The sequence below is a fragment of the Flavobacterium sp. ACN2 genome (assembly GCF_002303885.1).
Classification (GTDB): domain Bacteria; phylum Bacteroidota; class Bacteroidia; order Flavobacteriales; family Flavobacteriaceae; genus Flavobacterium.
Map to the genome: position 1 here is coordinate 1 of NZ_MRCM01000011.1, position 25,065 is coordinate 25,065.

The window sequence follows — 25,065 nt, forward strand, 5'->3', positions numbered from 1 at the left end:
ATTTAATTGATTGTAAAATTAAAAATAATAGTTTTTCTAGATTGATTTTAACCTTCATAAATTGATTTTAAGACGTTTTTAAAACTTGATTGATAGATAACTCATTTTTTAGATTATTGTTTATTTACGGTCTTTATTTAACTTTTTACTGTTATTTTAGTCAGTTTAACGGGTTGTTAACACACAATTGTTTATAAAACTGCTATTTTTAACTCAATACCAAAAGTCAGAGATGATTTTTGTAAAAAATTAAAATTTGCCGTAAAGAATCTAAGTTGAAATTTATTGTTTTTAGAAACTCGTAATTTTTATAACAATAGATTTTCAAAACTGATTTCCTAAAAAGACAATTTTATGTTCTGATTTTTATTATGATGTAATTTTGATAATATTTCCCGTAAAAGATATTTTTTCAAATTGTATCATAATGTACAAAATTCCATAATGTTGAATTTGAGTGAAAGTTTAGTTTTTAAATTTCAGGTCTGACAATTTTTAATTTAAATCTAATTATCATGAAAATTTTATATTTCGCAGTAGCGCTATTATTTGCAAACGTTGCAATTTCGCAAACACATCAAATTACAAAACACAATGGAGAACAACTTGATGTAAATTTTATTAAAAACGAAAATGGCTTTGTTTATTATTCTTTAAACGGAAGTTCTGAAGAAATCAAAATTAGTAAACATGCTGTTTCATCAATTACAAACAAACAGAGTAAACAAACTCAGAAAGTTTCTGATAAAATAGTAGTGGATTCAAAAGATGATTACAAAATGGTAACTGTTCTGCCACAAGAAAAAACAATAGGACTGAAACAAGTTGCTAGTTTTACTGGTGTCTCAACAAGGACAAAAGGGGAACCGCCAATTGCAAATCAGAACCAGACTGCTATGAGAATCAAATCTAAGTCGGCTTCAAATGGATATCCGTTTGTTAGCATTGTTGAAAAAGCAGATGGTAAGTATGAAGCTGTAGCTTATGTGTATTAATAATATTGTTAATTTTGTGTAAATTGCAATTAATCAAAGTTTTATCATTTTAAAAAAGAGTATCTTTATTAATAATTTTAAATTGTAACTATCATGTCTAAGAATTTAAATACAGCAGCAGCAATTTTAGCTGCAGCAGCTGCAGGAGCGGCAATTGGAATTTTATTTGCTCCAGATAAAGGATCAAAAACTAGAGCAAAAATTAAAGAAGGTATAGATGATGCCAAACATAATCTGAAAGATTCTTTTGATGCCAGCTCTGAAGTTCTTCGTGAAAAATTTACGAGTGCTACTCATAATCTTGACGGAACTTTGAATGAGTTACTTTCTAATGTCAGCCATAAAACAGAAGAAGTAATCACTTTTTTAGAAACTAAATTGGCTGATTTAAAAGCACAAAACGCTAAATTTCAGAAATAATAATTGTACAAAGCACATTACTTGCTTATTTTTATAAGAAAGTTTTGTGCTTTTTTTTATCTAAAATTTTAATTATGGCTTTTGAAGAATTAAAAGAAAGCACTGAAAAAGTTCAAGGTCAGGCTAAAGAATATATTGATAGTCATTTAGCTTATTACAAACTTTGGGGTTTTAAGGTTGCAATGAAATCGACAACTTTGATCTTTAAGTTTACCTTGATTTTATTGTGTTTCAGTATGGTTATGATTTTTGGATCTTTTGCCGCAGCGTATGCTTTTGGTTCTTTGTTTGAAAGTAATGCTCTCGGATTTTTGGCAGTAGGAGGGATCTATCTTTTCTTTACCATTTTACTTTTCTTTCTAAAGGATAAGTTTGTTGAAGGACCAATTTTGGAGAAATTTTCAGAAATCTTTTTTAATGATTAATTATGGAAAGAAAAAAATACTCTTCGTATGCTGAGATTGAAAGGGATCTGGAAATTCTAAAACTAGAAAAAGATATCAATTATCAAAAATTGGTTTTAAGTTTTCAGAAAACTAAGGAAAGCATAACACCGCAAAATATTGTAAATGGTTTTATTTCATCTTATACAGGTTATGTCAAAAAATCATTTCCAGAAATTTTACAATCTATTTTACCATTTGTGATCAATTGGTTTATAAATAAAAAAAGAGGCAATTAAGCCTCTTTTTTATTTTGTAAAATTATTATTGAACATCTGGTTGAATGTCATCTTCATAACCAGACTGTGGCTGAATTGGTTTTGGTTTCTCTACTTTTTTATTGTGTTTTTTCATCATTTCGCCAACTTGGTTTGATGCCGTAAATGATGCAACCATATTATTCAACATGTCACTACCAGCTTGTGGAGAATTTGGAAGTAAAATTAAATTAGAATTTGCATCGGCTCCAATTGCTTGTAAAGTATCATAATGCTGTGTTACTACAATTAAGGCAGAAGCTTCTTGAGAATTAATTCCAACATTGTTCAAAACTTCAACACTTTCTACAAGACCTCTTGCAATTTCACGACGCTGATCTGCAATACCTTGTCCTTGTAAACGTTTACTTTCTGCTTCGGCTTTTGCTTTTGCAACGATTCTAATTCTTGAACTTTCAGCTTCAAATTCAGCAGCCGTTTTTTCTCTATCAGCAGCGTTGATTCTATTCATTGCATTTTTTACCTGAATGTCTGGATCAATATCAGTAACTAAAGTATTGATGATATCATATCCGTAAGTAGACATTGCTTCGTTCAATTCACGTTTTACTGCAACTGCAATATCATCCTTTCTTTCAAAAACATCATCCAGTTTTAGTTTAGGAACTTCGGCACGAACGACATCAAATACGTAAGAAGTAATTTGATCGTGTGGATATTCAAGTTTATAAAAAGCTTCATATACTTTTTCCTGAATTACTTTGAACTGAACTGAAACTTTCATTTTGATGAAAACGTTGTCTCTAGTTTTAGTTTCGATGATAACATCTAACTGCTGAATTTTAAGATTTACTCTTCCGGCCAATCTATCAACCAACGGAATTTTAAGTTGTAATCCTGAATTTCTAACACTCTGAAATTTTCCAAATCGTTCTATAATAACAGACGATTGCTGTTTTACAGTAAAGAAAGACGACATGAAAATGAAGAATGCCAATACTAAAAAGATAATAAATGCTGTACTCATGGTTATGTAATTTATATTTATGATTCTGGTAAATTACGAAAATTCTTCTAAATTAAAATTTTAAAACATTAAAAAAACGCTAAGAACATTTGTGACATGTTTCTTAGCGTTTCTATTTTTTAAGTTGATTCTAATTATAAAGTTTCAATCGCTTTCTGAATTCTCGAAATAGTTTCTTCTTTTCCAATGATTTCAACAATGTCAAATAGATGAGGACCTTTAAGCGCTCCAACCAAACTTAGACGGAAAGGTTGCATTACTTTACCCATTCCGATTTCATTTTTGGTTAACCAATCTTTTACGATTGTTTCAATATTTACAGAAGTAAAATCTTCAATATTTTCTAAAACAGAAATTAGTTCTTGCATTAAAGTAGGAGTTTCTTCTTTCCAATTTTTACTTGCTTTTTCATCGTATGATGTTGGAGCCTGGAAAAAGAAATCAGTTAGATCCCAAAATTCAGATACAAAGTTTGCTCTTTCTTTAATCAAAGAAACAATACGAGTTGTCACTTCAATTGGAGTAGAGAACCCTTTTTCTTCTAAAATAGGAGAGAAGGTTTTGGCCAAATCAGCATCATTTTGTTTTACTAAATATTGGTGATTGAACCATTTGTTTTTCTCTGGATCAAATTTTGCTCCAGCTTTGTGAACTCTGTTCAAGTCAAAAGATTGAGCTAATTCTTCTAAAGAAAATAATTCTTTATCTGTTCCGTCATTCCATCCTAACAAAGCAAGGAAGTTTACAACTGCTTCCGGGAAAAATCCATTTTCTCTATAACCAGATGAAACGCCTTCTTGAGTTTTCCATTCTAATGGAAATACTGGGAATCCCATTTTGTCTCCATCTCTTTTTGATAATTTACCATTTCCAATTGGTTTCAAAATCAAAGGTAAATGCGCAAATTCTGGAGCTTCCCAACCAAAAGCTTTGTATAATAAAACGTGAAGTGGCATAGAAGGCAACCATTCTTCTCCACGAATTACATGCGAAGTTTCCATCAAATGATCATCGACAATATTGGCTAAATGGTATGTTGGCATTCCGTCACTTTTAAATAAAACTTTATCATCCAAAAGATTAGTTTCAAACTTCACATCACCACGAATAATATCTTTCAAATGCAAAGTTTCATCAACTGGAGTTTTAAAACGAATTACATAATGTTCTCCATTTGCAATTCTTTTAGCAACTTCGTCAGCAGAAATTACAAGAGATGTATCTAGTTTTTCACGATTGGTGTGATTATAAATAAATGTTTTTCCTTCAGCTTCTTGTTCTTTTCTCAAAGTATCCAAAGATTCTGGAGTATCAAAAGCATAATATGCCCAACCAGAATTGATTAATTGATCTGCATATTGCTGGTATAAATCTTTACGTTCGCTTTGTCTGTATGGACCAAATTTTTCATTTTTTCCAACCGTTTCTTCGGGAGCAATTCCTAACCATTCAAGAGCTTCCATAATGTAAGCTTCTGCAGCTGGAACAAAACGAGTCTGATCTGTATCTTCAATTCTCAGATAAAAAACACCATTATGTTTTTTTGCAAATAAATAATTAAATAGGGCAGTACGAACTCCGCCAATATGTAACGGTCCAGTCGGACTTGGTGCAAAACGCACACGAACTTGCTTTGACATTTGTTTAAATTTTGTTGCAAAGATACGTTTTATGATTTTAGATTTCAGAATGTTGATTTTAGATTTTGAAATCTTAGAACCTTAGCCTCTTAGTAACTTAGAATCTTAAAAAGGTATTATTATAATTACTACTTTTATAGGTTATAATTAAAACAGATTTATTTTGAAAACATCATCTGCGATATATCAAAAGCTAGAGGCTTTCATTAAGAAATATTATACCAACGAATTGATAAAAGGGATATTACTTTTTACTGGTTTTGGTTTATTATATTTTCTATTTACGCTTTTTGTAGAGTACTTTCTTTGGTTAAAACCTCTGGGAAGAACTTTTCTATTTTGGTTATTTGTTGGAGTTGAAGTTTTCCTTTTGGTCCGTTTAATTATTTTCCCTTTGTTTAAATTATTCAAACTTCAAAAGGGAATTGATTATACTCAAGCTTCAAAAATTATAGGAAATCATTTCACAGAAGTGAGTGATAAGCTGACGAACTTTTTGCAATTGTCTTCTGAAAATAATAATGAAAGTTCGGAATTGGTGTTAGCTTCAATCGAACAAAAAGCAAATTCTTTGCAACCAATTCCGTTTGGAAATGCAATCAATTTTAAAGCAAATAAAAAATATTTACCATTGGCTTTAGTTCCAATTTTACTTTTTGCGGTGTTTTATATTTCTGGAAATAGTAATATTATTTCGCAAAGTTTGAATAGAGTAGTGCATTTCAATTCTGCTTTTTTACCGCCAGCTCCTTTCAAATTTGTGGTTTTGAATTCTAATTTGCAAGCAGAGCAAAACAAAGATTTCGTGATCAAAATGGAATCTGTTGGGAATGTAGTTCCAGAAAATGTAATGATTCATATTGGTGATGAAAGCTATTTTATGGAATCTTCTCAACCTGGAAAGTTTGAATTTAAAGTGGAGAAACCAGCAGAAGATATTCGTTTTTCTTTTGAAGGAAACTCAGTAGTTTCTGAAGAGTATGATTTGAAAGTTATCACTGTTCCATCAATTGCAAACTTCGAGATGGTTTTGAACTTTCCTTCTTATCTAAAGAAAAAATCAGAGACAATTCAAGGAACTGGAAACGCAATTGTACCTGAAGGAACAACTGTAAGTTGGAAAATGAACACCAAATCTACGCAAGAAGTAGCGTGGAAAAGAGACAATGAAGTTTTTAAGTTTAATAAGGTAGAAAATGAGTTTAAATTGGCTAAAAATATTAGTCAAAATACAGAATATCAAATTCTTACGTCTAACGATAAGGTTAAAAACTACGAGAAATTGGACTATCAGCTGTCTGTGATAAAAGATCAGTTTCCAACCATCAATGTGGGGCCAGCGCCAGATAGTTTGAAGTTAGATAAGAACTATATTCTAGGTAGATTGGGTGATGATTATGGACTTTCGAAACTACAAATTGTATACTACGAACGTAACAAACCTCAGTCTGCTAAGCGTGGAAACATTCCTGTAAAGGCTGGAGTATTTGATCAGTTTGTTTTTAATTTCCCAAGCAATCTCCCAGTAGAAGAAGGAGTTTCCTATGAATACTATTTTGAAGTTTTTGATAACGATGCTCCACACGGATTTAAGTCTACAAAGTCTTCTACATTTTCAGATCGTGTAGCTACAACAGATGAAATTCAAGATCAGGAATTACAGCAACAAAATCAAAATATTAATAGTTTATCTAAATCTTTGAAGAACCAAACGAAGCAGATTTCAGAAATGGATAAGCTTCAGAATACCGGAAAAGAAAAAGATAATTTAGAGTTTAAAGATCAGCAGAAGATCAATGATTTTATCAAACGTCAGAAACAACAAGACGAAATGATGAAACAATTCTCTGAGAAAATGAATCAGAATCTAGATAAATTCAAAGATGATAAGAAAGATAAAACTGCTGAGGATTTGCAAAAGCGTTTAGATAATGCACAGAAAGATTTAGAAAAGAATCAGAAATTATTAGACGAATTAAAGATCTTGAACGATAAGTTAAACAGCGAAGAACTGTTTGATAAGATGGAAAAGTTCAAACAAATCAGTAAAAACCAATCTCGTAATTTAGAACAATTGGTGGAGTTGACCAAACGTTTTTATGTTTCTAAGAAAGCAGAGCAAGTTGCTGAGAAACTAAATAAACTGTCAGAACAACAGGAACAGTTATCTAATAAAGAGAAAGAAAATACGAAAGAGAAGCAAGATGAAATCAATAAATCTTTTGATAAGATTCAGGAAGATTTAAAGGATTTGAAAGAAGAGAATAAGACTTTGAAGAAACCTTTGGATATTCCATCTGATGCTTCTAAAGAAAAAGATGTAGACAATGATCTTAATAAAGCTTCTGAAGAATTGAGCAAAAAGAATACTTCTGCGGCTAAGCCAAAGCAGAAAAGTGCGGCTAAGAAAATGAAGTCTATGGCTCAAGAAATGCAGAGCGAAATGGAAGGTGGAGAACAAGAACAAATGGAAGAAGACGTAGCAATGCTTCGTCAGATTCTAGATAATCTTTTGGCTTATTCTTTATCACAAGAAGATGTGATGAAACAGTTCAAAGCAATGAAATTGGGTTCCTCTACATTTACAAAGAACATCAAGATTCAGCAGAATTTGAAACAGCAGTTTAGACATGTTGATGATAGTTTGTTTGCACTTTCATTACGTAATCCAAAGGTTGCAGAAGACGTGACTAAAGAAATTGGAAACGTACAATACAACATGGACAAGGCTATTGAAACTTTAACCGATGTTCAAATTCCTCGTGGAGTTTCACACCAACAATATGCAGTTTCATCTGCCAATAAGTTAGCCGATTTCTTAAGTGATTTATTGAATAATATGCAGATGTCTATGTCTAAACCTGGAGCGGGAAAACCTAAACCTGGAGACGGAAAAGGAATGCAATTGCCAGATATTATTCAGAAACAAAAAGGACTTGCTGATAAGATGAAAGAAGGTATGAAACCTGGACAGCAATCTGGAGATAAACCTGGAGAAGGTAAAGATGGAAAGTCTGGACAAGGACAAAATGGACAAGGAAAAGAAGGTCAGGGTAAAGAAGGGCAAGGTAACAAAAGTGGAGATAAAGGTTCTTCTGGTAAAGAGGGTAAGAGCGGAAAAGGAGAGAAGAAAGGTAATGAAGGTGAAGATGGAGAAGGAGATGCAGAAGCTATTATGGAGATATACAAAGAGCAAGTTAAACTTAGAGAAGCATTGCAAAAGGAGTTAGCAAAGAAAGGTTTGGATGCTCAAGGTAAATCTATAATAGATCAAATGAAACAATCTGAAAAGCAGATTTTGAACAAAGGATTTAAGAATGAGAACTTGCAACGTATACTAAATATCCAACAAGAATTATGGAAATTAAACAACGCAGTTCAGCAACAAGGGCAAGATACACAAAGACAATCTGAAACTAATAAGGCTGAATTTAGTAATCGTTCAAATGCTTTGCCAAGTTCGTTATTGGAATATTTAAACAGCGTTGAGATATTAAACAGACAATCACTACCTTTGCGCTCGAATTTTAATCAAAAAGTTCAAGAATACTTTAATACAAAATGATAAATTTTAATTACGAAACAGATTTTACTTTAGGAGACGAGCAGGCTTTTAGTGACTGGCTAAGTGCTGTAATTGTTTCTGAGAATAAGAATGAAGGAGAGATCAACTATATATTTTGTGATGATGAATATCTACATAAGATCAATGTTGAATATCTAGATCACGATACACTTACAGATATTATTAGTTTTGATTATACTGTTGGTAACGAGTTAAATGGAGATATTTTTGTTTCTGTAGAACGTGTTGTAGACAATGCAAAAGACTTCAATGTTTCATTTGCTGAAGAACTAAAGAGAGTGCTATCTCATGGTATACTACATTACTGTGGATACAAAGATAAGTCAGAGAAGGAAGCTGAATTAATGAGACAGAAGGAAGAAGAGAAGATGAAGATGTTTCACGTGGAACAGTAATTAAATCTCTCTTTAAGATATATGTTCCACGTGAAACGTTTTGGTTTTAGTTTTTTTTTAAACGTTCCACGTGAAACATATTTAAGGAAAATAAAAGAATTTTATAACGTTCCACGTGGAACGTTATAATAAAAAATTCGAATAAAAGATTAAATCGTTCCACGTGGAACATGATTTTAAATAGTTCGTTGGAGGTCTATAATGGAAGTTTAGAATGGAAGTTTAGAATGGAAGTTTAGAATGGAAGTTTAGAATGGAAGTTTAGAATGGAAGTTTAGAATGGAAGTTTAGAATGGAAGTTTAGAATGGAAGTTTAGAATGGAAGTTTAAAAATGTTTCACGTGAAACATTTCTATCGGAAGTTCTGTTTAGAAGTTCTAGTTTGAAAGTTCTAGTTTGAAAGTTCTAGTTTGAAAGTTCTAGTTTGAAAGTTCTAGTTTGAAAGTTCTAGTTTGAAAGTTCTAGTTTGAAAGTTCTAGTTTGAAAGTTCTAGTTTGAAAGTTCTGATTTAAAAGTGCTACTTTGAGAGTTCTGCTTTGAGAGTTCTGCTTTGAGAGTTCTGATTTGAGAGTTTTGATTTGAGAGTTTTGATTTGAGAGTTTTGATTTGAGAGTTTTGATTTGAATGAAGTAAAATGTTTCACGTGAAACATTTTTATTGATTTCAGAATTTAAGAATTCCAGTTGACCTGTTTCAGTTTGAACTTGAAACCTGAAATTTTAAAACTTGAAATTTTAAAACTTGAAATGAAATATAAAGTTCCACGTGGAACAAGAAAGAAATAAATTTAATTCTAAAAACCGCGTTAGCGGTTTTTGGAGAATAATAAAACAAAATGTTTTTAGAAGAATACGATGTTATTGTGGTTGGTGCAGGCCATGCTGGTTCTGAAGCTGCGGCTGCGGCTGCAAATTTGGGATCGAAAACTTTATTGGTTACAATGAGTTTGCAAAACATAGCACAGATGTCTTGTAATCCTGCCATGGGTGGAATTGCAAAAGGACAGATTGTTCGTGAAATTGATGCGCTTGGTGGATATTCAGGAATCGTTTCAGATAAAACTGCGATCCAGTTCAAGATGCTGAATAAATCAAAAGGACCTGCAATGTGGTCGCCAAGAGTTCAAAGTGATAGAATGCGTTTTGCAGAAGAATGGAGAATGATGTTGGAGGCAACTCCAAATCTTGATTTTTATCAAGAGATGGTAAAAGGATTAATTATTGAAGACGGAAAGATAAAAGGAATTAGAACTTCACTAGGAGTGAAGATTCGTTCCAAATCTGTGGTTTTGACAAATGGTACTTTTTTGAACGGTTTAATTCATATTGGAGAAAAACAATTTGGAGGAGGAAGAGCAGGAGAAAGTGCCGCAACCGGAATTACCGAAGATTTGATCAAAGTAGGTTTTGAAGCTGGAAGAATGAAAACAGGAACGCCACCTCGAGTAGATGGGCGTTCTTTAGATTATTCTAAAATGAATGAAGAAAAAGGAGATGCGAAGCCAGCTAAGTTTTCTTATTCAGATGTTACCGCTCCGTTAACGCATCAGCGTTCTTGTTACATGACATACACTTCGTTGAATGTTCATGATATTTTGAGAGAAGGTTTTGATCGTTCTCCAATGTTCAACGGAAGAATCAAAAGTTTAGGACCAAGATATTGTCCTTCTATCGAAGATAAAATAAATCGTTTTGCAGATAAAGAGCGTCACCAATTATTTGTTGAGCCAGAAGGCTGGAATACTTGCGAAGTTTATGTAAACGGATTTTCAACTTCGCTTCCAGAGGATATTCAATTTAAAGCGCTTCGTTCTGTTGCAGGTTTTGAAAATGTAAAATTCTTTAGACCTGGTTATGCTATCGAATATGATTTCTTTCCACCAACGCAATTGAAACATACTTTAGAAACGAAACTAGTTGAAGGATTATATTTCGCAGGACAGATTAATGGAACAACTGGATATGAAGAAGCAGCTTCTCAAGGTTTGATGGCTGGAATAAATGCGCATTTAAAAGTGCACGAAAAAGATCCATTAATTTTAAAACGTGATGAAGCATACATCGGAGTTCTAATTGACGACTTAATTACTAAAGGAACAGAAGAACCATATCGTATGTTTACATCGAGAGCAGAATATAGAACATTGTTGCGTCAAGATAATGCCGATTTCAGATTGACTCCAATGTCATACGAAATTGGTTTAGCTTCTGAAAATCGTTTACGAAGAATGGAAAAGAAACTAAACGAATCTGAAAAGATGGTTCAATTCTTCAAAGAAACAAGTGTTACGATTGCCGAAACAAATCCGATTTTAGAAGCGAAAGAATCGGCTCCAATTTCTCAAGGAGATAAAATGTTCAAGATTTTCTCTCGTCCACAAATTGAATTGGAGGATATGTTGAAATTTGAAAAGGTTTCAGCGTATGTTGAAGAAAATGATTTGGATGAAGAAATTGTAGAGCAAGCAGTAATTCAAGTTAAATATTCTGGTTATATCGAAAAAGAAAGAAATAATGCAGATAAATTGAATCGTTTGGAAGAAGTAAAAATTCCAGACAATTTCGATTATAATAAAATTAAATCCATGTCGATTGAAGCAAAACAGAAATTAAGCAAGATTCGTCCTGTAACTATTTCGCAAGCTTCAAGAATCAGCGGAGTATCACCGAGTGATATTTCGGTGCTTTTGATTTATATGGGAAGGTAAATAATTTTAGATTTTAGATTGCTGATTTCAGATTATTGTAATATTTTGAAAATGACTTGTTCCACGTGAAACTATTTTTCGGTTTTTTATTTTCAGAATCCATTATAAATCTAAAGTCAGAAATCTAAAATTGTTGCTGTTCCACGTGAAACCTTTTGAAGATTTTAGTGAAAGAGTATTTGATAAAAGCAACTTTACAGGTGTGCTGAATTATGAAAAGTGAAAAGAATTCTACAGAAGAATTAAAAATAAAAAAGATAAAAATCCTAAAAGCGATATAATTTCGTTTTTAGGATTTGCTATAAATTAAACCCAATATCTATAAATTTAAAAAATGAACGTTTTAAATAAAAAACATTTTCTTACGGTAAAAGACCACTCTGTTTCAAAAGAAATTTTTGATTTGTATTATGATGAAGAATTAGATATGCTAATTACTTCTCCACAACCTGAACTTCAAAATTTAGGTAAATATTACGAAAGCGAAGATTATATTTCGCATACCGACAACAAACGTTCTTTATTTGAAAAAGCATATCACTTTGTGAAAAATATTGCTCTTAAGAATAAATTGAATTTAATTAATAGCCAACAACCACAAAAAGGAAAACTTTTAGATATTGGAGCTGGAACTGGAGATTTCCTCTTGAAAGCAAAAAATGACGGTTGGGAAACAATTGGAGTAGAGCCGAGCGATCGTGCTAAAAACATTGCTAAAGAAAAAGGAATTTCATTTGTAGAAGAAATTAGCACTTTAGAAAATCATTCTCTGGATGTAATTACGATGTGGCACGTTTTAGAACACGTTCCAGATTTAGAACTTCAGATCCAAGAATTGAAGCGTTTATTGAAACCAACTGGAACATTAATTATTGCGGTTCCGAATTACAAATCGTTTGATGCAAACCATTATCAAACTTTTTGGGCTGCTTATGATGTGCCAATTCATTTTTGGCATTTTTCAAAAAAATCAATTCAATTGCTTTTTGAAAGAGTAGAGATGAAATTGGAAAAAGTTCTTCCAATGAAGTTCGATTCATTTTATGTGAGCCTTTTGTCTGAAAAATACAAAACAGGAAAGATGAATTATATTAAAGCTTTTTTCATTGGTTTAAAATCAAATTGGAAAGCGAAGAACTCAAAAGAGTATTCATCGCATATTTATGTTTTAAAGAATAAATAATACAAAAAATACAGAAAGCCATTTTTGCCCCAAAAGGGCAGAGTGGCTTTTTCTTGTTGATATAAAAAAAGCAAAAAAGCATCTAAAATACTGCGATAGCGTTGGTTTATGATGATATTTTTTTCGATAAATAAAAACAATATCATAAATTTTACGCATTTTTTAAACTTTATGTTGATGCTATTGATTTTTTTATATTTTTGTCTTCAATACTTAAAAAAATAGAATTTAAAAAAATGAAAAAAGCATTAGTTATTATCGCACTTTCAGTTTTCGCAGTTTCTTGTAACAAAACAGCAGAGGTAAAGGAAGTAAAAACAGCTTACGTGGATACTTCGGTTTTGATGAAAGAATACACTGAGGCAAAAGATTTAGAGGCAAAGTACAAAGCTCAAGCGGAAGAAAAAGGTAGACAATTACAAGCTGAGATTTCACGTTTTAAACAAGACGCGGCTAATTTTCAAAGCCAGGCACAAGCAAACGGTCAAGCTTGGGCACAGCAAAGAGGAGCTGAATTGCAAAAAAGAGAGCAGCAATTAGGTTATGCACAACAAGCATTAGCACAACAATTACAACAAGAAAGTGGTGTTGAAATGGATTCTCTTGTTAGTGGAGTTAAAAAATTCATTAAAGACTACGGAAAGAAAAACGGTTACTCTTACATCTACGGAACAGGGGATGCTGCTACAATTTTGTATGCTGAAGAGAAATACGATATTACAAAAGAAATTATCAAAGCTTTAAATGATAAATACAAAGCAGAGCCAAAAACAGATGCAAAACCAGCAGCTGAAACAAAAGAAGGCGAAGCTAAAAAATAAAACTACCAAACTAACTAAATTACTGAAAACCTAAATCCACTGCGATTTAGGTTTTTTCTTTTTATAAAAATGCGGTAATTTTATTTTTTTAATACAAGCCCAATGCAGAACGTTTCAGAAGCGGCAGCTTATACTTTGCAATTCATCAATCAGACCCAGAAATCTATTTTCCTTACGGGAAAAGCAGGTACGGGAAAAACTACGCTTTTACGCGAAATTATAGCCACAACGCATAAAAATACGGTGGTCGTTGCACCAACCGGAATCGCTGCTTTGAATGCGGGTGGCGTAACCATTCACTCCATGTTTCAACTTCCGTTTTCTGCGTTTATTCCATCGTATGATGTAAGCGCGCAATTTACAGAAACAGTAAAATTTGAAAACAAAGAATCACTTCGCCGCCATTTCAAAATGAATAACGTTAAGCGAAATGTAATCAAAAACATGGAGCTTCTTGTGATTGATGAAGTGAGTATGATGCGCGCCGATTTGTTGGACGCGGTCGATTTCATGATGCAGACCGTTCGAAGAAACACGCATCCTTTTGGCGGAGTTCAAGTTTTGTTTATTGGAGACTTGCTGCAATTGCCGCCAGTGATTCGTGATGAAGAATGGCGAACACTGAAAAACTATTACCGCGGAAAATTCTTTTTCCATTCTCATGTGCTCCAAACGTATCCGCCGATTTATATCGAGTTGTCAAAAATCTATCGCCAGACCGATGATGCTTTTATCTCGGTTTTGAACAATTTGAGAAATAATCAGATCACTCCCGAGGACATAACTATTCTAAATCAGTATGTTAAGCCAGATTTTGACTTCAAAGAGAACAAAGGCTATATCACGCTGACAACTCATAATGCTAAGGCTGATTCTATCAACTCACAGTCAATCAATGATTTAGATGGTAAAGAATATATATATACGCCATTTGTGGTAGGAGATTTTCCAGAAAAGATATTTCCTGTTGAAGAAGAATTGAAATTGAAAGTGGGCGCGCAAATCATGTTCGTCAAAAATGACCTGTCTTTTGAAAAGAGATACTTCAACGGAAAGATGGGCGTAATCAAATCGCTTTCTGATGAAGAAATCTTTGTTCACTTTCCAGAAGAGAACATGACACTCGAAGTGGAGAAGTACGAATGGAAAAATATCCGCTACAAAGTCAACGAACAAACCAAAGATATCGAAGAAGAGGTTTTAGGAACTTTTGCGCATTATCCAATCAAGCTGGCATGGGCGATTACGGTGCACAAAAGCCAAGGTTTAACTTTTGACAAAGCAGCGCTCGATGTATCGCAAGTTTTTCTGCCTGGGCAGGCCTATGTAGCGCTTTCGCGTTTGCGTTCGTTAGACGGGCTTATTTTGCTTTCTCCGATGCAGATGAATGGCATTTCGAACGACCAAGATGTGATGGATTACGCTTTGAACCGAGCAACGGAAGAAACTTTGGAGAAAGCGCTTCACTTCGAAACCAAAAATTTTATTCACAACTATTTGATAAACAGTTTTAATTGGGGAGAATTGGCGCAAGAATGGCGAAATCATCGTTTCAGTTATAACGAAAACGCAGCAGGTTCCGAAAAAACGAAACATGCGGTTTGGGCGCATAAACGAATGGAAATTATAGAACAGCTTTTAGATCCTTCGCAGAAATTCATTTCGCAACTCAATAAAATCTTCATCAAAGAAACGGTCGATTTGTTTTTTGTGAAAGAAAGGGTAGATGCGGCCTACGATTATTTTTTCAAGCCAATGGACAAATTGGTTGATGATCTGATTTACAAAATGGCTGAAATTCAAAAATTTAAAAAAGTAAAAGAGTTCTACGAAGAGCTTAACTTTTTGGAAGATCTTCAGACCAAGGCGGTTTTGAGATTGATGAAAGCCAAGTTATTGATCGAAGTGGTTGTGGCCGGCGAAGAAATCAGTAAAGAAAAACTAACATCGCCAAATATTAGAAATTACAAAACGAACAAAGCAGAAAGGATTCGAGAAGAGTTGAAAACGACAAATACGGACATTTTTAGGACAGAAGAACCCGTTGTTCGATACAAATCAACTAAGACAGAGAAAAGTGAGCTTAAAACGGCTAAAAAAACGACTGTCGAAGAAACGTATGATTTGTGGATGGATAAAAATTCGGTTGAAGATATTGCAAGAATGCGTAAATTAAATGTTCAAACGATCGAAGGCCATTTGATAAGACTTATTCAGTCGAAGAAAATCGAAATTACCGATGTTCTTCCGTATGATAAAATTTTGGCTTTGAGAGAAGCTTTTCAGTTTTATCAAGAAGAATCTTTGAGTCCTTTGAAAGAAAAATATGGAGATGAATTTACTTGGGACGAGCTAAAAATGTTCAAAGCCAGCATTAATTAATTTTTTGAACGTCCCATGTGAAACATGGTTTTCTGTTTTTCAAAAATCTAATTTCTAACACATTAAATTATTTTTGACATGAAAACATTTAAAATATTGCTAACAATTCTGGTGTTTAATTCTTCGTTTTTGATTGCCCAGGATTTGAAGCCAGAATATCAAAAGTTTATTTCGAAATTTATTCTCGAAGTAAAAAATGGTGATAAAGAAGCAATTGCAAAACGTATAAAATTTCCGTTCAAGCGAGATTATCCAATTCCTTCGGTTAAGGACAAAGCAGATTTTGTGAAAAGATATAACCAAATTTTTGATAAGGTTTTGATTGAGAAAATAACAAAATCGGATCCAGCAAAAGATTGGTCAGAAGTGGGATGGCGCGGAATTATGCTAAATCGTGGAGACATGTGGATAGATATTGACGGAAGAATTATCAGCATCAATCATCAATCGGAGGAAGAATTGAAATTGAAAAATTCATTAATCGCAAAGCAGAAAAAAAGCGTAAATTCTTCACTTTCAAATTTTAAAGAACCTGTTGCAATTCTTGAAACTTCAAAGTTCAGAATTAGAATTGATGATTTAGGAAATAATAATTATCGCTATGCTTCTTGGTCCATCAAACAAGAAATGACTGAAACTCCAGATCTTGTAATCGAAAAGGGAGTTTTTATTGCAGACGGAACGGGAGGAAACCATTACTTCGATTTTAAAAAAGGAAATTTCAAATACCGATGCTATTTCATTGTTTTGGGAGAAAAAGATTCGCCACCAGCAATATTGACGGTGTATCAGTCTGGAAAAGCAATCTTATCTCAAGATGCCAAAATTGTTTCACGATAAACATTAAAAAAGCCTGATTCAGAACGAATCAGGCTTTTTTGTTTAGATATTTGATAGTGCTTTTTCCAATTCTTTTTCTTGAGAAATTTGCGTAAGCTTCAATTTCTGAATTGTAACTTCATTCTCTTTGGTTTTTATTTTTTGCTTTTGAATCTCTTCTTCAGAAACGGATGTAGTGGTGATTTTGTTTTCGATTTTCTGATTGGCCTTTTCCAACTTTTCAATTTTATCTCTAGTCGATTTTAACTGGTTTTCAGCCTTGGCGAGAGTGTTCTTTTTGGTTTCCAACTCTTTCTGTTCTTTTTTGAGAACAGCAATTTTATCATCAAGTTTTTTATAATTTTCTTTAAGAACTTGCTGTGTTTGAGCTTCGTTCTTCTTTATTTGATTTTCTTGATCAGAATTGGTTTGTTGTGCAAAAATGGACTGAGAGCCTAGTAGTAATAAAAAAGCAAAGGTTTTAAAAATTGTCTTCATGATTGTATTAAATTTTATGAAGACGAATTTATTTGAATAGAGTTTAAGAAGTGTCCATTCAAAGATTTTAAAACAACAGAATAAGGCAAAAAGTTTATTTGTTGCTAGATGTTGGTTTTGTATTAAAATGGTTTTACGTGGAACATTCTTAATCTATGAGATTTTAACTATTGAAGGTTATGTTTTTCCAAGTAGAAATTGCCCAGTCTAAATCACTTTTCTCATCAAAATAAAATGCTGTTTGAATTACTTTTTGATCTACTATAGAAAAGCCAATAATCAAGTTGTAAGTTTTATTTTTATCAGTTTCTTCTATTAAATATCCAATTCTAAAGACTTCCGAATCAGAAAAATCAAATTGTTGTAATGTTTTAGATTTTGTCTGATCTCTATTTTCAACGTCTTTTTTGTATTCTTCAAAAAGCGCTTCCCTATTTAGATTAGAATTCCAAATAGAAAGTCTAATAGACTTATTTCCAGTTGTATAATATAAAGTTCCATCTTCTTCTATAGATCTTTCAAAAAGATTATTTATCTCAATCGACCATTCTTTTGTTAAACGGTTAGTTATCATGAAATCATCTTCCAAATCAAAATCGGTGACTTTGTACCAATCCGAGTTGTCATCGGCTCTCTCGTAGACAGAACCAATTCCTTTTAATAAAATATTTTCGAGAGAAGGATCAATTTTAAGAATTGTAGACGCACTATATATTCCGATATTATTTGGATCATCAGTATATTCCTCAGATTCAAAGCCTGTAAAAATTCTCCAGCCGCTATCTTCGGAGCGGGCTCTTTTTTCTCTATACAGAAAACGTGGTTTAATGTTTTGATCAACAATCATTTTCGAAACCATAAGACCGCCAATCGCTGGGAAGTTTTCGAAATTATTTTCGTTAGACTTATTATTCGTTTTGAAGAATTTCATTTAATTGTTCCTTTTATATAAATTATAAAATTAAAGGCTAATAATTTATTTACGAGGGAGTTTAGGTTTTAAAAACAACAGAATAAGGCAAAAAAAATCCTGCTCTTTCGAACAGGATTAAAAGGTATTTTATAGATTTTCGACCAGAATCCAAGCTTGTGGATTTTCGCCTTTTTGTATTTCTTTTTGAGCTTGTTCTGCTTCTTTCATTGTAGCATAGCTTCCGTACAAAACAGGAAATAAACCGTGTTTGTTTTCTTTTAGCATTCTAGCTTTGAAACCATCTTTAATTAATTGATTATAAGCTTTTCTAGCATTTTGTTCACTTCTAAAAGCACCGGCCATAATGTGGTAAGGCATTGTGGTTTCGACAGTTTCAACAGCAGCAGAATCTACAGAAAGAGTTACAGCTGGAAGTGGACTTTTGATAAAGAAAGTGGCTTCTTGAATTTTGTTTTGCACTTTTTTCTGAACCGCTTGTTCTACAACAAGTGTTTGGTTATCAATTTGATTTTGGTATAATGGATAACCAATGCTTCCTGTAATTCCTAGTCCTAAAACAAGAATTGCAGCATATCGCAAGAACGGATTCGAAGATTTGGTTTCTTCTTCACTTTCGTATATTAAAACAGCATCTTTTTCTTTTGCTGCAATCTTTTCGATTTTTTTCTCGAATGCCTCTTTTTTCACCATTGGAGAAACAAAAGGACTCAGTCCAAAAGAAGCAGCTAAATAGTTGGTCTGATCGTTTGGCTTGAAAACAATGTTACTTTCAGAATTTAAACGTAGTTCTCCAATATTTTTTAAAAGAATTACGCCATCTTCTTCTAATGCTTTTTTCCAATTCAAAATTTCAAAAGCAATCGCGCTAACAGCAAAACCATAAGATGTTTTTTCTGCTTGTGCAATATGATTTGCCAACAATCCGTCATTATTTTTGATACGGCTGTTGAAAGAAATGGTTTTTTTTGGTGGAAAAAACGAATTAGTGCTTTCATTTAGCTGCGCCGAATGAGTTTCTGTTAAAAATGCACCAAACCCTGGAACCGTTACACACTGATAACGATACAATAACTGTGAGATATATACTTCGATTTTCATAGTAACAAAGTTAGACAACGCGTATAGTTATCAAAATTTTATTCACAATTTTTATTAACAATTCAGAATTATTTTTAGACAATTCGTTTTCAATTAATTAAGTGGTTGGTTTTTCTTATTTAAAAAGCATTACAACAATTATTTTTAAAATTTATTAAGAAATTACTTTGTTTTATAGATATTTGCGCCTCATAAAAAGTAGATTTATTTTTTCTATTTTACATAATGTTAAAAACAATGACCGATCAGGAATTATTTAATTTACTTGCCTTATTAAAGGTTGATGGAGTGGGAGATATAATGGGCAAAAAATTGCTTAATTCTTTTGGTGATGCCTCGGCTATTTTTAAAGCTAAAAATTCGCAATTAGCAGCTGTTGACGGAATTGGAAGTGTTTTATTGAAAAATCTGAAAGATAAAAGTGTTTTTGAGAAAGCAGATAAAGAACTTTCGTTTATTAAAAATAACAATATTCAGGTTTCTTTTTTTCAGGATGAAAACTACCCGGAACGGCTTAAGCATTGCATTGATGCACCAATTCTGATTTTTACCGCTGGAAATCTGGATTTCAAAAACAAAAAAATAATTAGCATTGTTGGTACTCGTCAGATTACTTCTTATGGAACCGATTTCTGTAAAAAATTGATAGAAGATATTGCTCCTCTTGATCCTGTAATTGTAAGCGGATTTGCTTATGGAGTTGACATCGTGGCGCATCAGGCAGCAATGGATTTTAATTTGCAAACTGTTGGTGTACTGGCTCATGGCTTAAATCAAATTTACCCGAGAACTCATAAAAAGTACATGGCCAGAATGGAAGAGAAGGGAGGATTCATAACCGAGTTTTGGAGTGATTCGAATCCGGATAAAGAAAAATTTGTTCGCCGAAATCGTATTGTTGCTGGGATGACTGAAGCTACAATCGTGATAGAATCTGCTGACAAAGGCGGATCTTTAATAACGGCAAATATGGCTAATGATTACAATCGGGATGTTTTTGCAGTGCCAGGACGAGTGACTGACAAGTATAGCCAGGGCTGTAATAATTTAATTAAAACTCAGAAAGCAAATGTGTTAACAAGTGCCGCAGATTTGATTTATATGTTGAATTGGGATATTAAAGAAAATCCAAAAATGATTCAGAAACAGCTTTTTGTAGAATTGGAACCCGTAGAACAAACGATTTATGATTTTCTCCAGAAAAACGGAAAGGAATTATTGGACATCATTGCAATTGAATGTGATATTCCAATCTTCAAACTATCTGGAATTCTGATTGGTATGGAATTAAAAGGCGTTATAAGACCACTTCCTGGAAAACTTTTTGAGTCAATTTAACGCAGAAAATCCTATATATTATTTTCTTATAAAGTGCTTGTACAATCGATATAAAATGTAAATAAGCAATAAGCCAAAAACGATATTTAGAATTTGAAATACATACGGCGGAACATTGTAATCTTCAATATACTTATCCATCTTTTTTATTTTTAAGAGGTTAATATACTTGAAGTTACAAAAAATAATTGAAATGAATATTAAAAGAAAAACGCTGACCAATTTTAAAATGATCAGCGTTTCTTTGAAAACATTTTTTAGATGGAATTATTTTCCAAATCCTAAAACCTCTCTAACCTTTGCCAAAACACCATCGGCAATAACCGAAGCTTTTGCAGCGCCTTTTTTCAACAAAGCGTCAACTTCTTCAAGGTTGTTGATATAGTAGTTATATTTTTCTCTTTCTGTTTTAAATTTCTCTGTAATCAATTCAAACAAAGCTTGTTTCGCGTGACCGTAACCGTAATTTCCGCCTAAATAGTTTGCTCTCATTTGGGCAGTTTGCTCTTCATTTGCTAGCAATGAATAAATAGCAAAAGCATTACAAGTGTCTGGATTTTTTGGATCTTCAAGTGGAGTCGAATCAGTTTCAATACTCATTACTTGTTTGCGTAATGTTTTGTCGTCCAAGAAAATATTGATGATATTGTTTGCAGATTTACTCATTTTTCCTCCGTTAGTTCCCGGTATCAGCATAATGTTTTCCTCAATTTTAGCTTCTGGAAGAACAAAAGTTTCACCCATCTGGTGATTGAAACGAGCCGCAACATCACGAGTAATTTCTAAATGCTGCAACTGATCTTTTCCAACAGGAACAAATTCAGCATCATACAATAAAATATCGGCAGCCATTAGCATAGGATATGTGAAAAGTCCAGCGTTAACATCATCTAAACGATCAGCTTTATCTTTGAAAGAGTGTGCTAATGTCAATCTTTGAAATGGAAAAAAACAGCTCAAATACCAAGTCAATTCTGTAGTTTGAACCACATCAGATTGTCTGTAAAAAGTAACTTTGTCAGGATTTAAACCACACGCAAGCCAAGCCGCAGCTGTGCTAAAGGTGTTTTCTCTTAAAGTTTTTCCGTCTTTAATCTGTGTGATGGAATGCAAATCGGCAATAAACAAATAAGATTCATTTGCTGGATCGTTTGATAATTCGATTGCCGGAATAATTGCTCCTAATAAATTTCCTAAATGCGGTGTTCCTGTACTTTGAACACCAGTAAGTATTTTTGCCATTCTAGTTTTTTCTTAGATGCAAAGTTCGTGAAGTTTTTTATAACCGCAAAGCACACAAAGATTTTACGCAAAGCGCGCAAAGATTTTTCACTATGTTTTTTCCAAGATTTAAATGTTCTGCCACAGATTAAAAAGATTTTCGCAGATTTTTTAAAATCCATTTAATCATTTAAATCTGTGTCTACGAACTTGTGGCCTTTGCGTAAAATCTTTGTGTGCTTTGCGTTAGAAAAGATGTTACACTTAGAAAAAATCTTGTTTAAAATTCATTTCGGTTTTCTTACATTTGAAGCTATGAAAATATTTAAAATTACTTTTTGGATTCTTTGGAGAGTTTGGTTTTACGTTTTGATGGCCATTCCAATACTCATTATGTTACCTTTTCTGGTAGTTTCTATCCTTTCTGAGAAAGGATATCCATATTTCTTTAAAATGGCCCGCATTTGGGCTAAATTCATCCTTTTCGGAATGGGTTTCTTTTATACCGTAAAACGTGAACAGAAGCTCATTAAAGGCAAAAGTTACATGATCGTGGCCAATCACACCTCAATGACCGATATTATGCTTACGTTGGCTTTAATTAAAAATCCGTTTGTTTTTGTTGGGAAGAAAGAGCTGGTAAAGATTCCGCTTTTTGGATTTTTCTATAAAAGAACTTGTATTCTAGTTGACAGAAGTTCGTCTAAAAGTAAAAATGAAGTTTTTAAAAGAGCTCAAAATAGATTAAATCAAGGTTTAAGTATTTGCATTTTCCCAGAGGGTGGAGTTCCAGATGACGAAAGCATATTGCTGGATGAGTTTAAAGACGGCGCATTTAGATTGGCGATCGATCATCAGATTCCGATTGTGCCGATTGTTTATCCAGATAGTAAGGAACGTTTTTCGTATACTTTTTTGAGCGGAAGTCCAGGAAAAATGCGCGCGCGAATTTTACCTTTCGTAGAAACAAAAGGATTGACAAGCGACAACAGAAAAGAATTAAGAGATCAAGTTAGAAACATGATTTATAATGGTTTAATGGATTATCAAAAGGAATAACCATAAAAACATTATGTAAAATACAAAAGCCGGTAGATTTAATTATCTACCGGCTTTTCTTTGAATTAAAAACCCCCTATTTTTATTCAAAAGTTATTATCTGTGAATTATCTTTTCTGAAATAAAACGTAATACTTTTTTAAATCTTAATTTGGTTTTTCTTCGGTTTTTACTGTACAACAATTCCATTTTTTCTTTCATGGTTAAAAATATTAATGGTTGATAATAAAGAGTTTAGTTAATAACTCAAGTTAATGTCACATTATTATAGATGTAGAAAAATTAAAAAGGTTGCGTCAAAATTTAAAAAATTTGATAAAACCCGTCAGATGAAGATGCCAACGGGTTTTTAATCAAATAACCAACCAACGTAAATTCTAAAAAAAACTCGAAATTGATATATGGCAGTACCAATTATAAACTGCTTTTTTATAGAGATGGAAGTTTTGTAAAAAGGTTGCGTGAAAATTTCATATTTATTTCAAAAAATAAAAAAAGCCGAGTAATTTTTATATCACTCGGCTTTTTAAAAGCGTCTTTTTTCGACTTATTTTTTAGGCATTTGCCAATTCTTTTATGTGTTCTTTAATTTTAATTTCCAGTTCTTCAGCAAGTTCTGGATTATCTTTAATTAAAGTTTTAACAGCGTCACGACCTTGACCTAATTTTGTATCGCCGTAGCTAAACCAAGATCCTGCTTTTTTAACGATATCAAATTCAACTGCTAAGTCTAAGATTTCACCCGTTTTAGAAACACCTTCTCCGTACATAATGTCAAATTCGGCAGTTTTAAATGGTGGTGCAACTTTGTTTTTAACGATTTTTACTTTAGTTCTGTTTCCGATTACATTTTCACCATCTTTAATTTGAGCAGAACGACGAATATCTAAACGAACAGAAGCGTAAAATTTAAGTGCGTTACCTCCAGTTGTAGTTTCTGGATTTCCGAACATAACACCAATTTTTTCACGAAGCTGGTTGATAAAGAAAACAGTACAGTTTGTTTTACTGATAGTTCCAGTAAGTTTTCTCAATGCTTGAGACATCAAACGTGCGTGAAGACCCATTTTAGAATCTCCCATTTCACCTTCAATTTCACTTTTTGGAGTTAAAGCCGCCACAGAGTCAATTACAACAATGTCTATAGCTCCAGAACGAATTAGGTTTTCGGCAATTTCTAAAGCTTGCTCTCCGTTGTCTGGTTGAGAAATAATTAAGTTCTCGATATCAACATTTAATTTCTCAGCATAATTTCTATCAAATGCGTGCTCGGCATCGATAAAGGCAGCAATACCACCTGCTTTTTGAGCTTCTGCAATAGCGTGAAGCGTCAAAGTTGTTTTTCCAGAAGATTCTGGACCATATATTTCGATAATTCTTCCTTTAGGATATCCGTTTACTCCAAGAGCTAAGTCAACACCTAGTGAGCCAGAAGAAATCGTTTCTACTTCTACAATGGCTCTGTCGCCCATTTTCATTACGGTTCCTTTTCCGTAGGTTTTGTCAAGTTTGTCAAGCGTTAATTGTAGTGCTTTTAATTTGGCTTCTTTCTCTGAACTCATTTTTTTCTAATATCTAAATTATTGTTTTGTCTTTCTGGATAAAAATAAGAAAATTCTTCTGTAATCTTATTGATCTGTTTTATAATTTGTAAAATTACTTCTTTTTTTGAAGTTTGATTGTTCCAAATTGTCACAAAATCGTTCTATAAAAATAAAGCCTTTAATTCTGTAGCATCAGAAGGTTTTATTTTGCCAGCAAGCAATAAACTCAATTGTTTGCGACGAAGCGCTGCATCAAATCGCTGAATTTCTAGCTCGGTTTCTGGAATAATTGCTGGAACTTCAACTGGTCTTCCGGTATCGTCAACAGCAACGAAGGTGTAAATTGCTTCGTTGGCTTTGGTTCTGTTTCCAGATTCGCGGTCTTCTACCCATACGTCAATAAAAACTTCCATCGAACTTTTGAATGATCTTGAAACTTTTGCCTCTACGGTTACAACGCTTCCAAGCGAAATGGCTCTGTTGAAAGCAACGTGATTTACAGAAGCCGTTACTACAATTCGGCGCGAATGCCTGCGGGCTGCAATACTTGCGGCGCGATCCATTCTGGCTAATAATTCACCACCAAAAAGATTGTTTAAAGGATTTGTTTCGCTCGGTAAAACTAAATCAGTTAAAATAGTTAGGGATTCTGAAGGATGTTTTGGATTCATTTTTTTAAATAAAATTTGTTTTAACGCCTATAATAAAAAGGCTTTTTTTGCCACAGATTTCACAGA

22 protein-coding genes are annotated in these 25,065 nt (G+C 32.9%); 13 read left to right on the forward strand and 9 right to left on the reverse strand.

Annotated elements, in window-relative coordinates; translation table 11 throughout:
• Window positions 1–515 precede the first annotated feature (515 nt).
• From BSF41_RS14185 to BSF41_RS14200, 4 genes are all read left to right on the forward strand, one after another.
• The gene (locus BSF41_RS14185) at window positions 516–995 is read left to right on the forward strand and encodes a hypothetical protein (protein WP_095930163.1); all 480 of its coding nucleotides are present in this window, start codon (window positions 516–518) and stop codon (window positions 993–995) included.
• A 93-nt stretch (window positions 996–1,088) separates the two neighbouring features.
• Window positions 1,089–1,415, forward strand: a complete 327-nt coding sequence (locus tag BSF41_RS14190; RefSeq protein ID WP_095930164.1) for a YtxH domain-containing protein — start codon at window positions 1,089–1,091, stop codon at window positions 1,413–1,415.
• Between the two features lie 74 nt (window positions 1,416–1,489).
• Window positions 1,490–1,840 carry a competence protein gene (locus BSF41_RS14195; protein WP_095930165.1) on the forward strand — a complete coding sequence of 117 codons (351 nt, stop codon included), beginning with the start codon at window positions 1,490–1,492 and terminating at the stop codon, window positions 1,838–1,840.
• Window positions 1,841–1,842: 2 nt separating this feature from the next.
• A complete protein-coding gene (locus BSF41_RS14200; RefSeq protein ID WP_095930166.1) occupies window positions 1,843–2,097 on the forward strand; it encodes a DUF6327 family protein in 255 nt (84 codons plus the stop codon).
• A 25-nt stretch (window positions 2,098–2,122) separates the two neighbouring features.
• Here BSF41_RS14200 and BSF41_RS14205 read toward each other — a convergent pair whose 3' ends face one another.
• Together BSF41_RS14205 and gltX are read right to left on the reverse strand one after the other, a co-directional pair.
• Window positions 2,123–3,103, reverse strand: coding sequence for an SPFH domain-containing protein (locus BSF41_RS14205; RefSeq protein ID WP_095930167.1), 981 nt, complete (start codon window positions 3,101–3,103; stop codon window positions 2,123–2,125).
• A gap of 134 nt (window positions 3,104–3,237) precedes the next feature.
• A complete protein-coding gene (gene gltX / locus BSF41_RS14210; RefSeq protein ID WP_095930168.1) occupies window positions 3,238–4,743 on the reverse strand; it encodes a glutamate--tRNA ligase in 1,506 nt (501 codons plus the stop codon).
• Between the two features lie 163 nt (window positions 4,744–4,906).
• Between gltX and BSF41_RS14215 the strand changes: the two genes are divergently transcribed.
• The 7 genes from BSF41_RS14215 (at window position 4,907) to BSF41_RS14245 (ending at window position 16,657) form a co-directional block, all read left to right on the forward strand.
• Complete coding sequence (locus tag BSF41_RS14215) at window positions 4,907–8,308, forward strand: hypothetical protein (RefSeq protein ID WP_095930169.1); 3,402 nt, start codon at window positions 4,907–4,909, stop codon at window positions 8,306–8,308.
• The gene (ybeY, locus tag BSF41_RS14220; RefSeq protein ID WP_095930170.1) at window positions 8,305–8,724 is read left to right on the forward strand and encodes an rRNA maturation RNase YbeY; all 420 of its coding nucleotides are present in this window, start codon (window positions 8,305–8,307) and stop codon (window positions 8,722–8,724) included. Before BSF41_RS14215 ends, ybeY begins: the two co-directional genes overlap by 4 nt.
• Window positions 8,725–9,559: 835 nt before the next feature.
• Complete coding sequence (gene mnmG / locus BSF41_RS14225) at window positions 9,560–11,431, forward strand: tRNA uridine-5-carboxymethylaminomethyl(34) synthesis enzyme MnmG (RefSeq protein ID WP_095930171.1); 1,872 nt, start codon at window positions 9,560–9,562, stop codon at window positions 11,429–11,431.
• Window positions 11,432–11,765: 334 nt separating this feature from the next.
• A complete protein-coding gene (locus tag BSF41_RS14230) occupies window positions 11,766–12,614 on the forward strand; it encodes a bifunctional 2-polyprenyl-6-hydroxyphenol methylase/3-demethylubiquinol 3-O-methyltransferase UbiG (RefSeq protein ID WP_095930172.1) in 849 nt (282 codons plus the stop codon).
• Window positions 12,615–12,850: 236 nt separating this feature from the next.
• Window positions 12,851–13,435, forward strand: coding sequence for an OmpH family outer membrane protein (locus BSF41_RS14235; RefSeq protein WP_095930173.1), 585 nt, complete (start codon window positions 12,851–12,853; stop codon window positions 13,433–13,435).
• A gap of 102 nt (window positions 13,436–13,537) precedes the next feature.
• Window positions 13,538–15,817: a helix-turn-helix domain-containing protein gene (locus BSF41_RS14240; protein ID WP_095930174.1), complete on the forward strand. Its 2,280-nt coding sequence runs from the start codon at window positions 13,538–13,540 to the stop codon at window positions 15,815–15,817.
• A gap of 78 nt (window positions 15,818–15,895) precedes the next feature.
• Window positions 15,896–16,657, forward strand: coding sequence for a hypothetical protein (locus BSF41_RS14245; RefSeq protein WP_095930175.1), 762 nt, complete (start codon window positions 15,896–15,898; stop codon window positions 16,655–16,657).
• Between the two features lie 42 nt (window positions 16,658–16,699).
• Here the strand turns inward: BSF41_RS14245 and BSF41_RS14250 are convergent, their stop codons facing one another.
• The 3 genes from BSF41_RS14250 to BSF41_RS14260 form a co-directional block, all read right to left on the reverse strand.
• Complete coding sequence (locus BSF41_RS14250; protein ID WP_095930176.1) at window positions 16,700–17,134, reverse strand: hypothetical protein; 435 nt, start codon at window positions 17,132–17,134, stop codon at window positions 16,700–16,702.
• A 163-nt stretch (window positions 17,135–17,297) separates the two neighbouring features.
• Window positions 17,298–18,065: a DUF2185 domain-containing protein gene (locus BSF41_RS14255; protein ID WP_095930177.1), complete on the reverse strand. Its 768-nt coding sequence runs from the start codon at window positions 18,063–18,065 to the stop codon at window positions 17,298–17,300.
• A 129-nt stretch (window positions 18,066–18,194) separates the two neighbouring features.
• Window positions 18,195–19,166, reverse strand: a complete 972-nt coding sequence (locus BSF41_RS14260) for an SPOR domain-containing protein (RefSeq protein ID WP_095930178.1) — start codon at window positions 19,164–19,166, stop codon at window positions 18,195–18,197.
• 237 nt (window positions 19,167–19,403) lie between these two features.
• Here BSF41_RS14260 and dprA point away from each other — a divergent pair, with 237 nt between their 5' ends.
• On the forward strand, window positions 19,404–20,504 hold the full coding sequence (dprA, locus tag BSF41_RS14265) for a DNA-processing protein DprA (protein WP_095930316.1): 1,101 nt from the start codon (window positions 19,404–19,406) through the stop codon (window positions 20,502–20,504).
• An 18-nt stretch (window positions 20,505–20,522) separates the two neighbouring features.
• On the opposite strand, the gene BSF41_RS24025 is transcribed toward dprA, so the two are convergent.
• Window positions 20,523–20,645, reverse strand: coding sequence for a hypothetical protein (locus BSF41_RS24025; protein ID WP_256385528.1), 123 nt, complete (start codon window positions 20,643–20,645; stop codon window positions 20,523–20,525).
• A 126-nt stretch (window positions 20,646–20,771) separates the two neighbouring features.
• A complete protein-coding gene (gene trpS, locus BSF41_RS14270; protein ID WP_095930179.1) occupies window positions 20,772–21,746 on the reverse strand; it encodes a tryptophan--tRNA ligase in 975 nt (324 codons plus the stop codon).
• 294 nt (window positions 21,747–22,040) lie between these two features.
• On the opposite strand from trpS, the gene BSF41_RS14275 reads away from it, so the two are divergent.
• Window positions 22,041–22,784, forward strand: a complete 744-nt coding sequence (locus BSF41_RS14275; RefSeq protein ID WP_095930317.1) for a 1-acyl-sn-glycerol-3-phosphate acyltransferase — start codon at window positions 22,041–22,043, stop codon at window positions 22,782–22,784.
• Between the two features lie 554 nt (window positions 22,785–23,338).
• Here BSF41_RS14275 and recA read toward each other — a convergent pair.
• Both recA and BSF41_RS14285 read right to left on the reverse strand, forming a co-directional pair.
• The gene (gene recA / locus BSF41_RS14280; RefSeq protein ID WP_095930180.1) at window positions 23,339–24,346 is read right to left on the reverse strand and encodes a recombinase RecA; all 1,008 of its coding nucleotides are present in this window, start codon (window positions 24,344–24,346) and stop codon (window positions 23,339–23,341) included.
• Between the two features lie 143 nt (window positions 24,347–24,489).
• Complete coding sequence (locus tag BSF41_RS14285; protein ID WP_095930181.1) at window positions 24,490–24,999, reverse strand: acyl-CoA thioesterase; 510 nt, start codon at window positions 24,997–24,999, stop codon at window positions 24,490–24,492.
• Window positions 25,000–25,065: the final 66 nt, after the last annotated feature.

Coding starts and splice junctions, on each gene's coding strand:
- BSF41_RS14185 (WP_095930163.1), top strand. CDS start 516: ATGAAAATTTTATATTTCGCAGTAGCGCTATTATTTGCAAACGTTGCA.
- BSF41_RS14190 (WP_095930164.1), top strand. CDS start 1,089: ATGTCTAAGAATTTAAATACAGCAGCAGCAATTTTAGCTGCAGCAGCT.
- BSF41_RS14195 (WP_095930165.1), top strand. CDS start 1,490: ATGGCTTTTGAAGAATTAAAAGAAAGCACTGAAAAAGTTCAAGGTCAG.
- BSF41_RS14200 (WP_095930166.1), top strand. CDS start 1,843: ATGGAAAGAAAAAAATACTCTTCGTATGCTGAGATTGAAAGGGATCTG.
- BSF41_RS14205 (WP_095930167.1), bottom strand. CDS start 3,103: ATGAGTACAGCATTTATTATCTTTTTAGTATTGGCATTCTTCATTTTC.
- gltX (WP_095930168.1), bottom strand. CDS start 4,743: ATGTCAAAGCAAGTTCGTGTGCGTTTTGCACCAAGTCCGACTGGACCG.
- ybeY (WP_095930170.1), top strand. CDS start 8,305: ATGATAAATTTTAATTACGAAACAGATTTTACTTTAGGAGACGAGCAG.
- mnmG (WP_095930171.1), top strand. CDS start 9,560: ATGTTTTTAGAAGAATACGATGTTATTGTGGTTGGTGCAGGCCATGCT.
- BSF41_RS14230 (WP_095930172.1), top strand. CDS start 11,766: ATGAACGTTTTAAATAAAAAACATTTTCTTACGGTAAAAGACCACTCT.
- BSF41_RS14235 (WP_095930173.1), top strand. CDS start 12,851: ATGAAAAAAGCATTAGTTATTATCGCACTTTCAGTTTTCGCAGTTTCT.
- BSF41_RS14240 (WP_095930174.1), top strand. CDS start 13,538: ATGCAGAACGTTTCAGAAGCGGCAGCTTATACTTTGCAATTCATCAAT.
- BSF41_RS14245 (WP_095930175.1), top strand. CDS start 15,896: ATGAAAACATTTAAAATATTGCTAACAATTCTGGTGTTTAATTCTTCG.
- BSF41_RS14250 (WP_095930176.1), bottom strand. CDS start 17,134: ATGAAGACAATTTTTAAAACCTTTGCTTTTTTATTACTACTAGGCTCT.
- BSF41_RS14255 (WP_095930177.1), bottom strand. CDS start 18,065: ATGAAATTCTTCAAAACGAATAATAAGTCTAACGAAAATAATTTCGAA.
- BSF41_RS14260 (WP_095930178.1), bottom strand. CDS start 19,166: ATGAAAATCGAAGTATATATCTCACAGTTATTGTATCGTTATCAGTGT.
- dprA (WP_095930316.1), top strand. CDS start 19,404: ATGACCGATCAGGAATTATTTAATTTACTTGCCTTATTAAAGGTTGAT.
- BSF41_RS24025 (WP_256385528.1), bottom strand. CDS start 20,645: ATGGATAAGTATATTGAAGATTACAATGTTCCGCCGTATGTATTTCAA.
- trpS (WP_095930179.1), bottom strand. CDS start 21,746: ATGGCAAAAATACTTACTGGTGTTCAAAGTACAGGAACACCGCATTTA.
- BSF41_RS14275 (WP_095930317.1), top strand. CDS start 22,041: ATGAAAATATTTAAAATTACTTTTTGGATTCTTTGGAGAGTTTGGTTT.
- recA (WP_095930180.1), bottom strand. CDS start 24,346: ATGAGTTCAGAGAAAGAAGCCAAATTAAAAGCACTACAATTAACGCTT.
- BSF41_RS14285 (WP_095930181.1), bottom strand. CDS start 24,999: ATGAATCCAAAACATCCTTCAGAATCCCTAACTATTTTAACTGATTTA.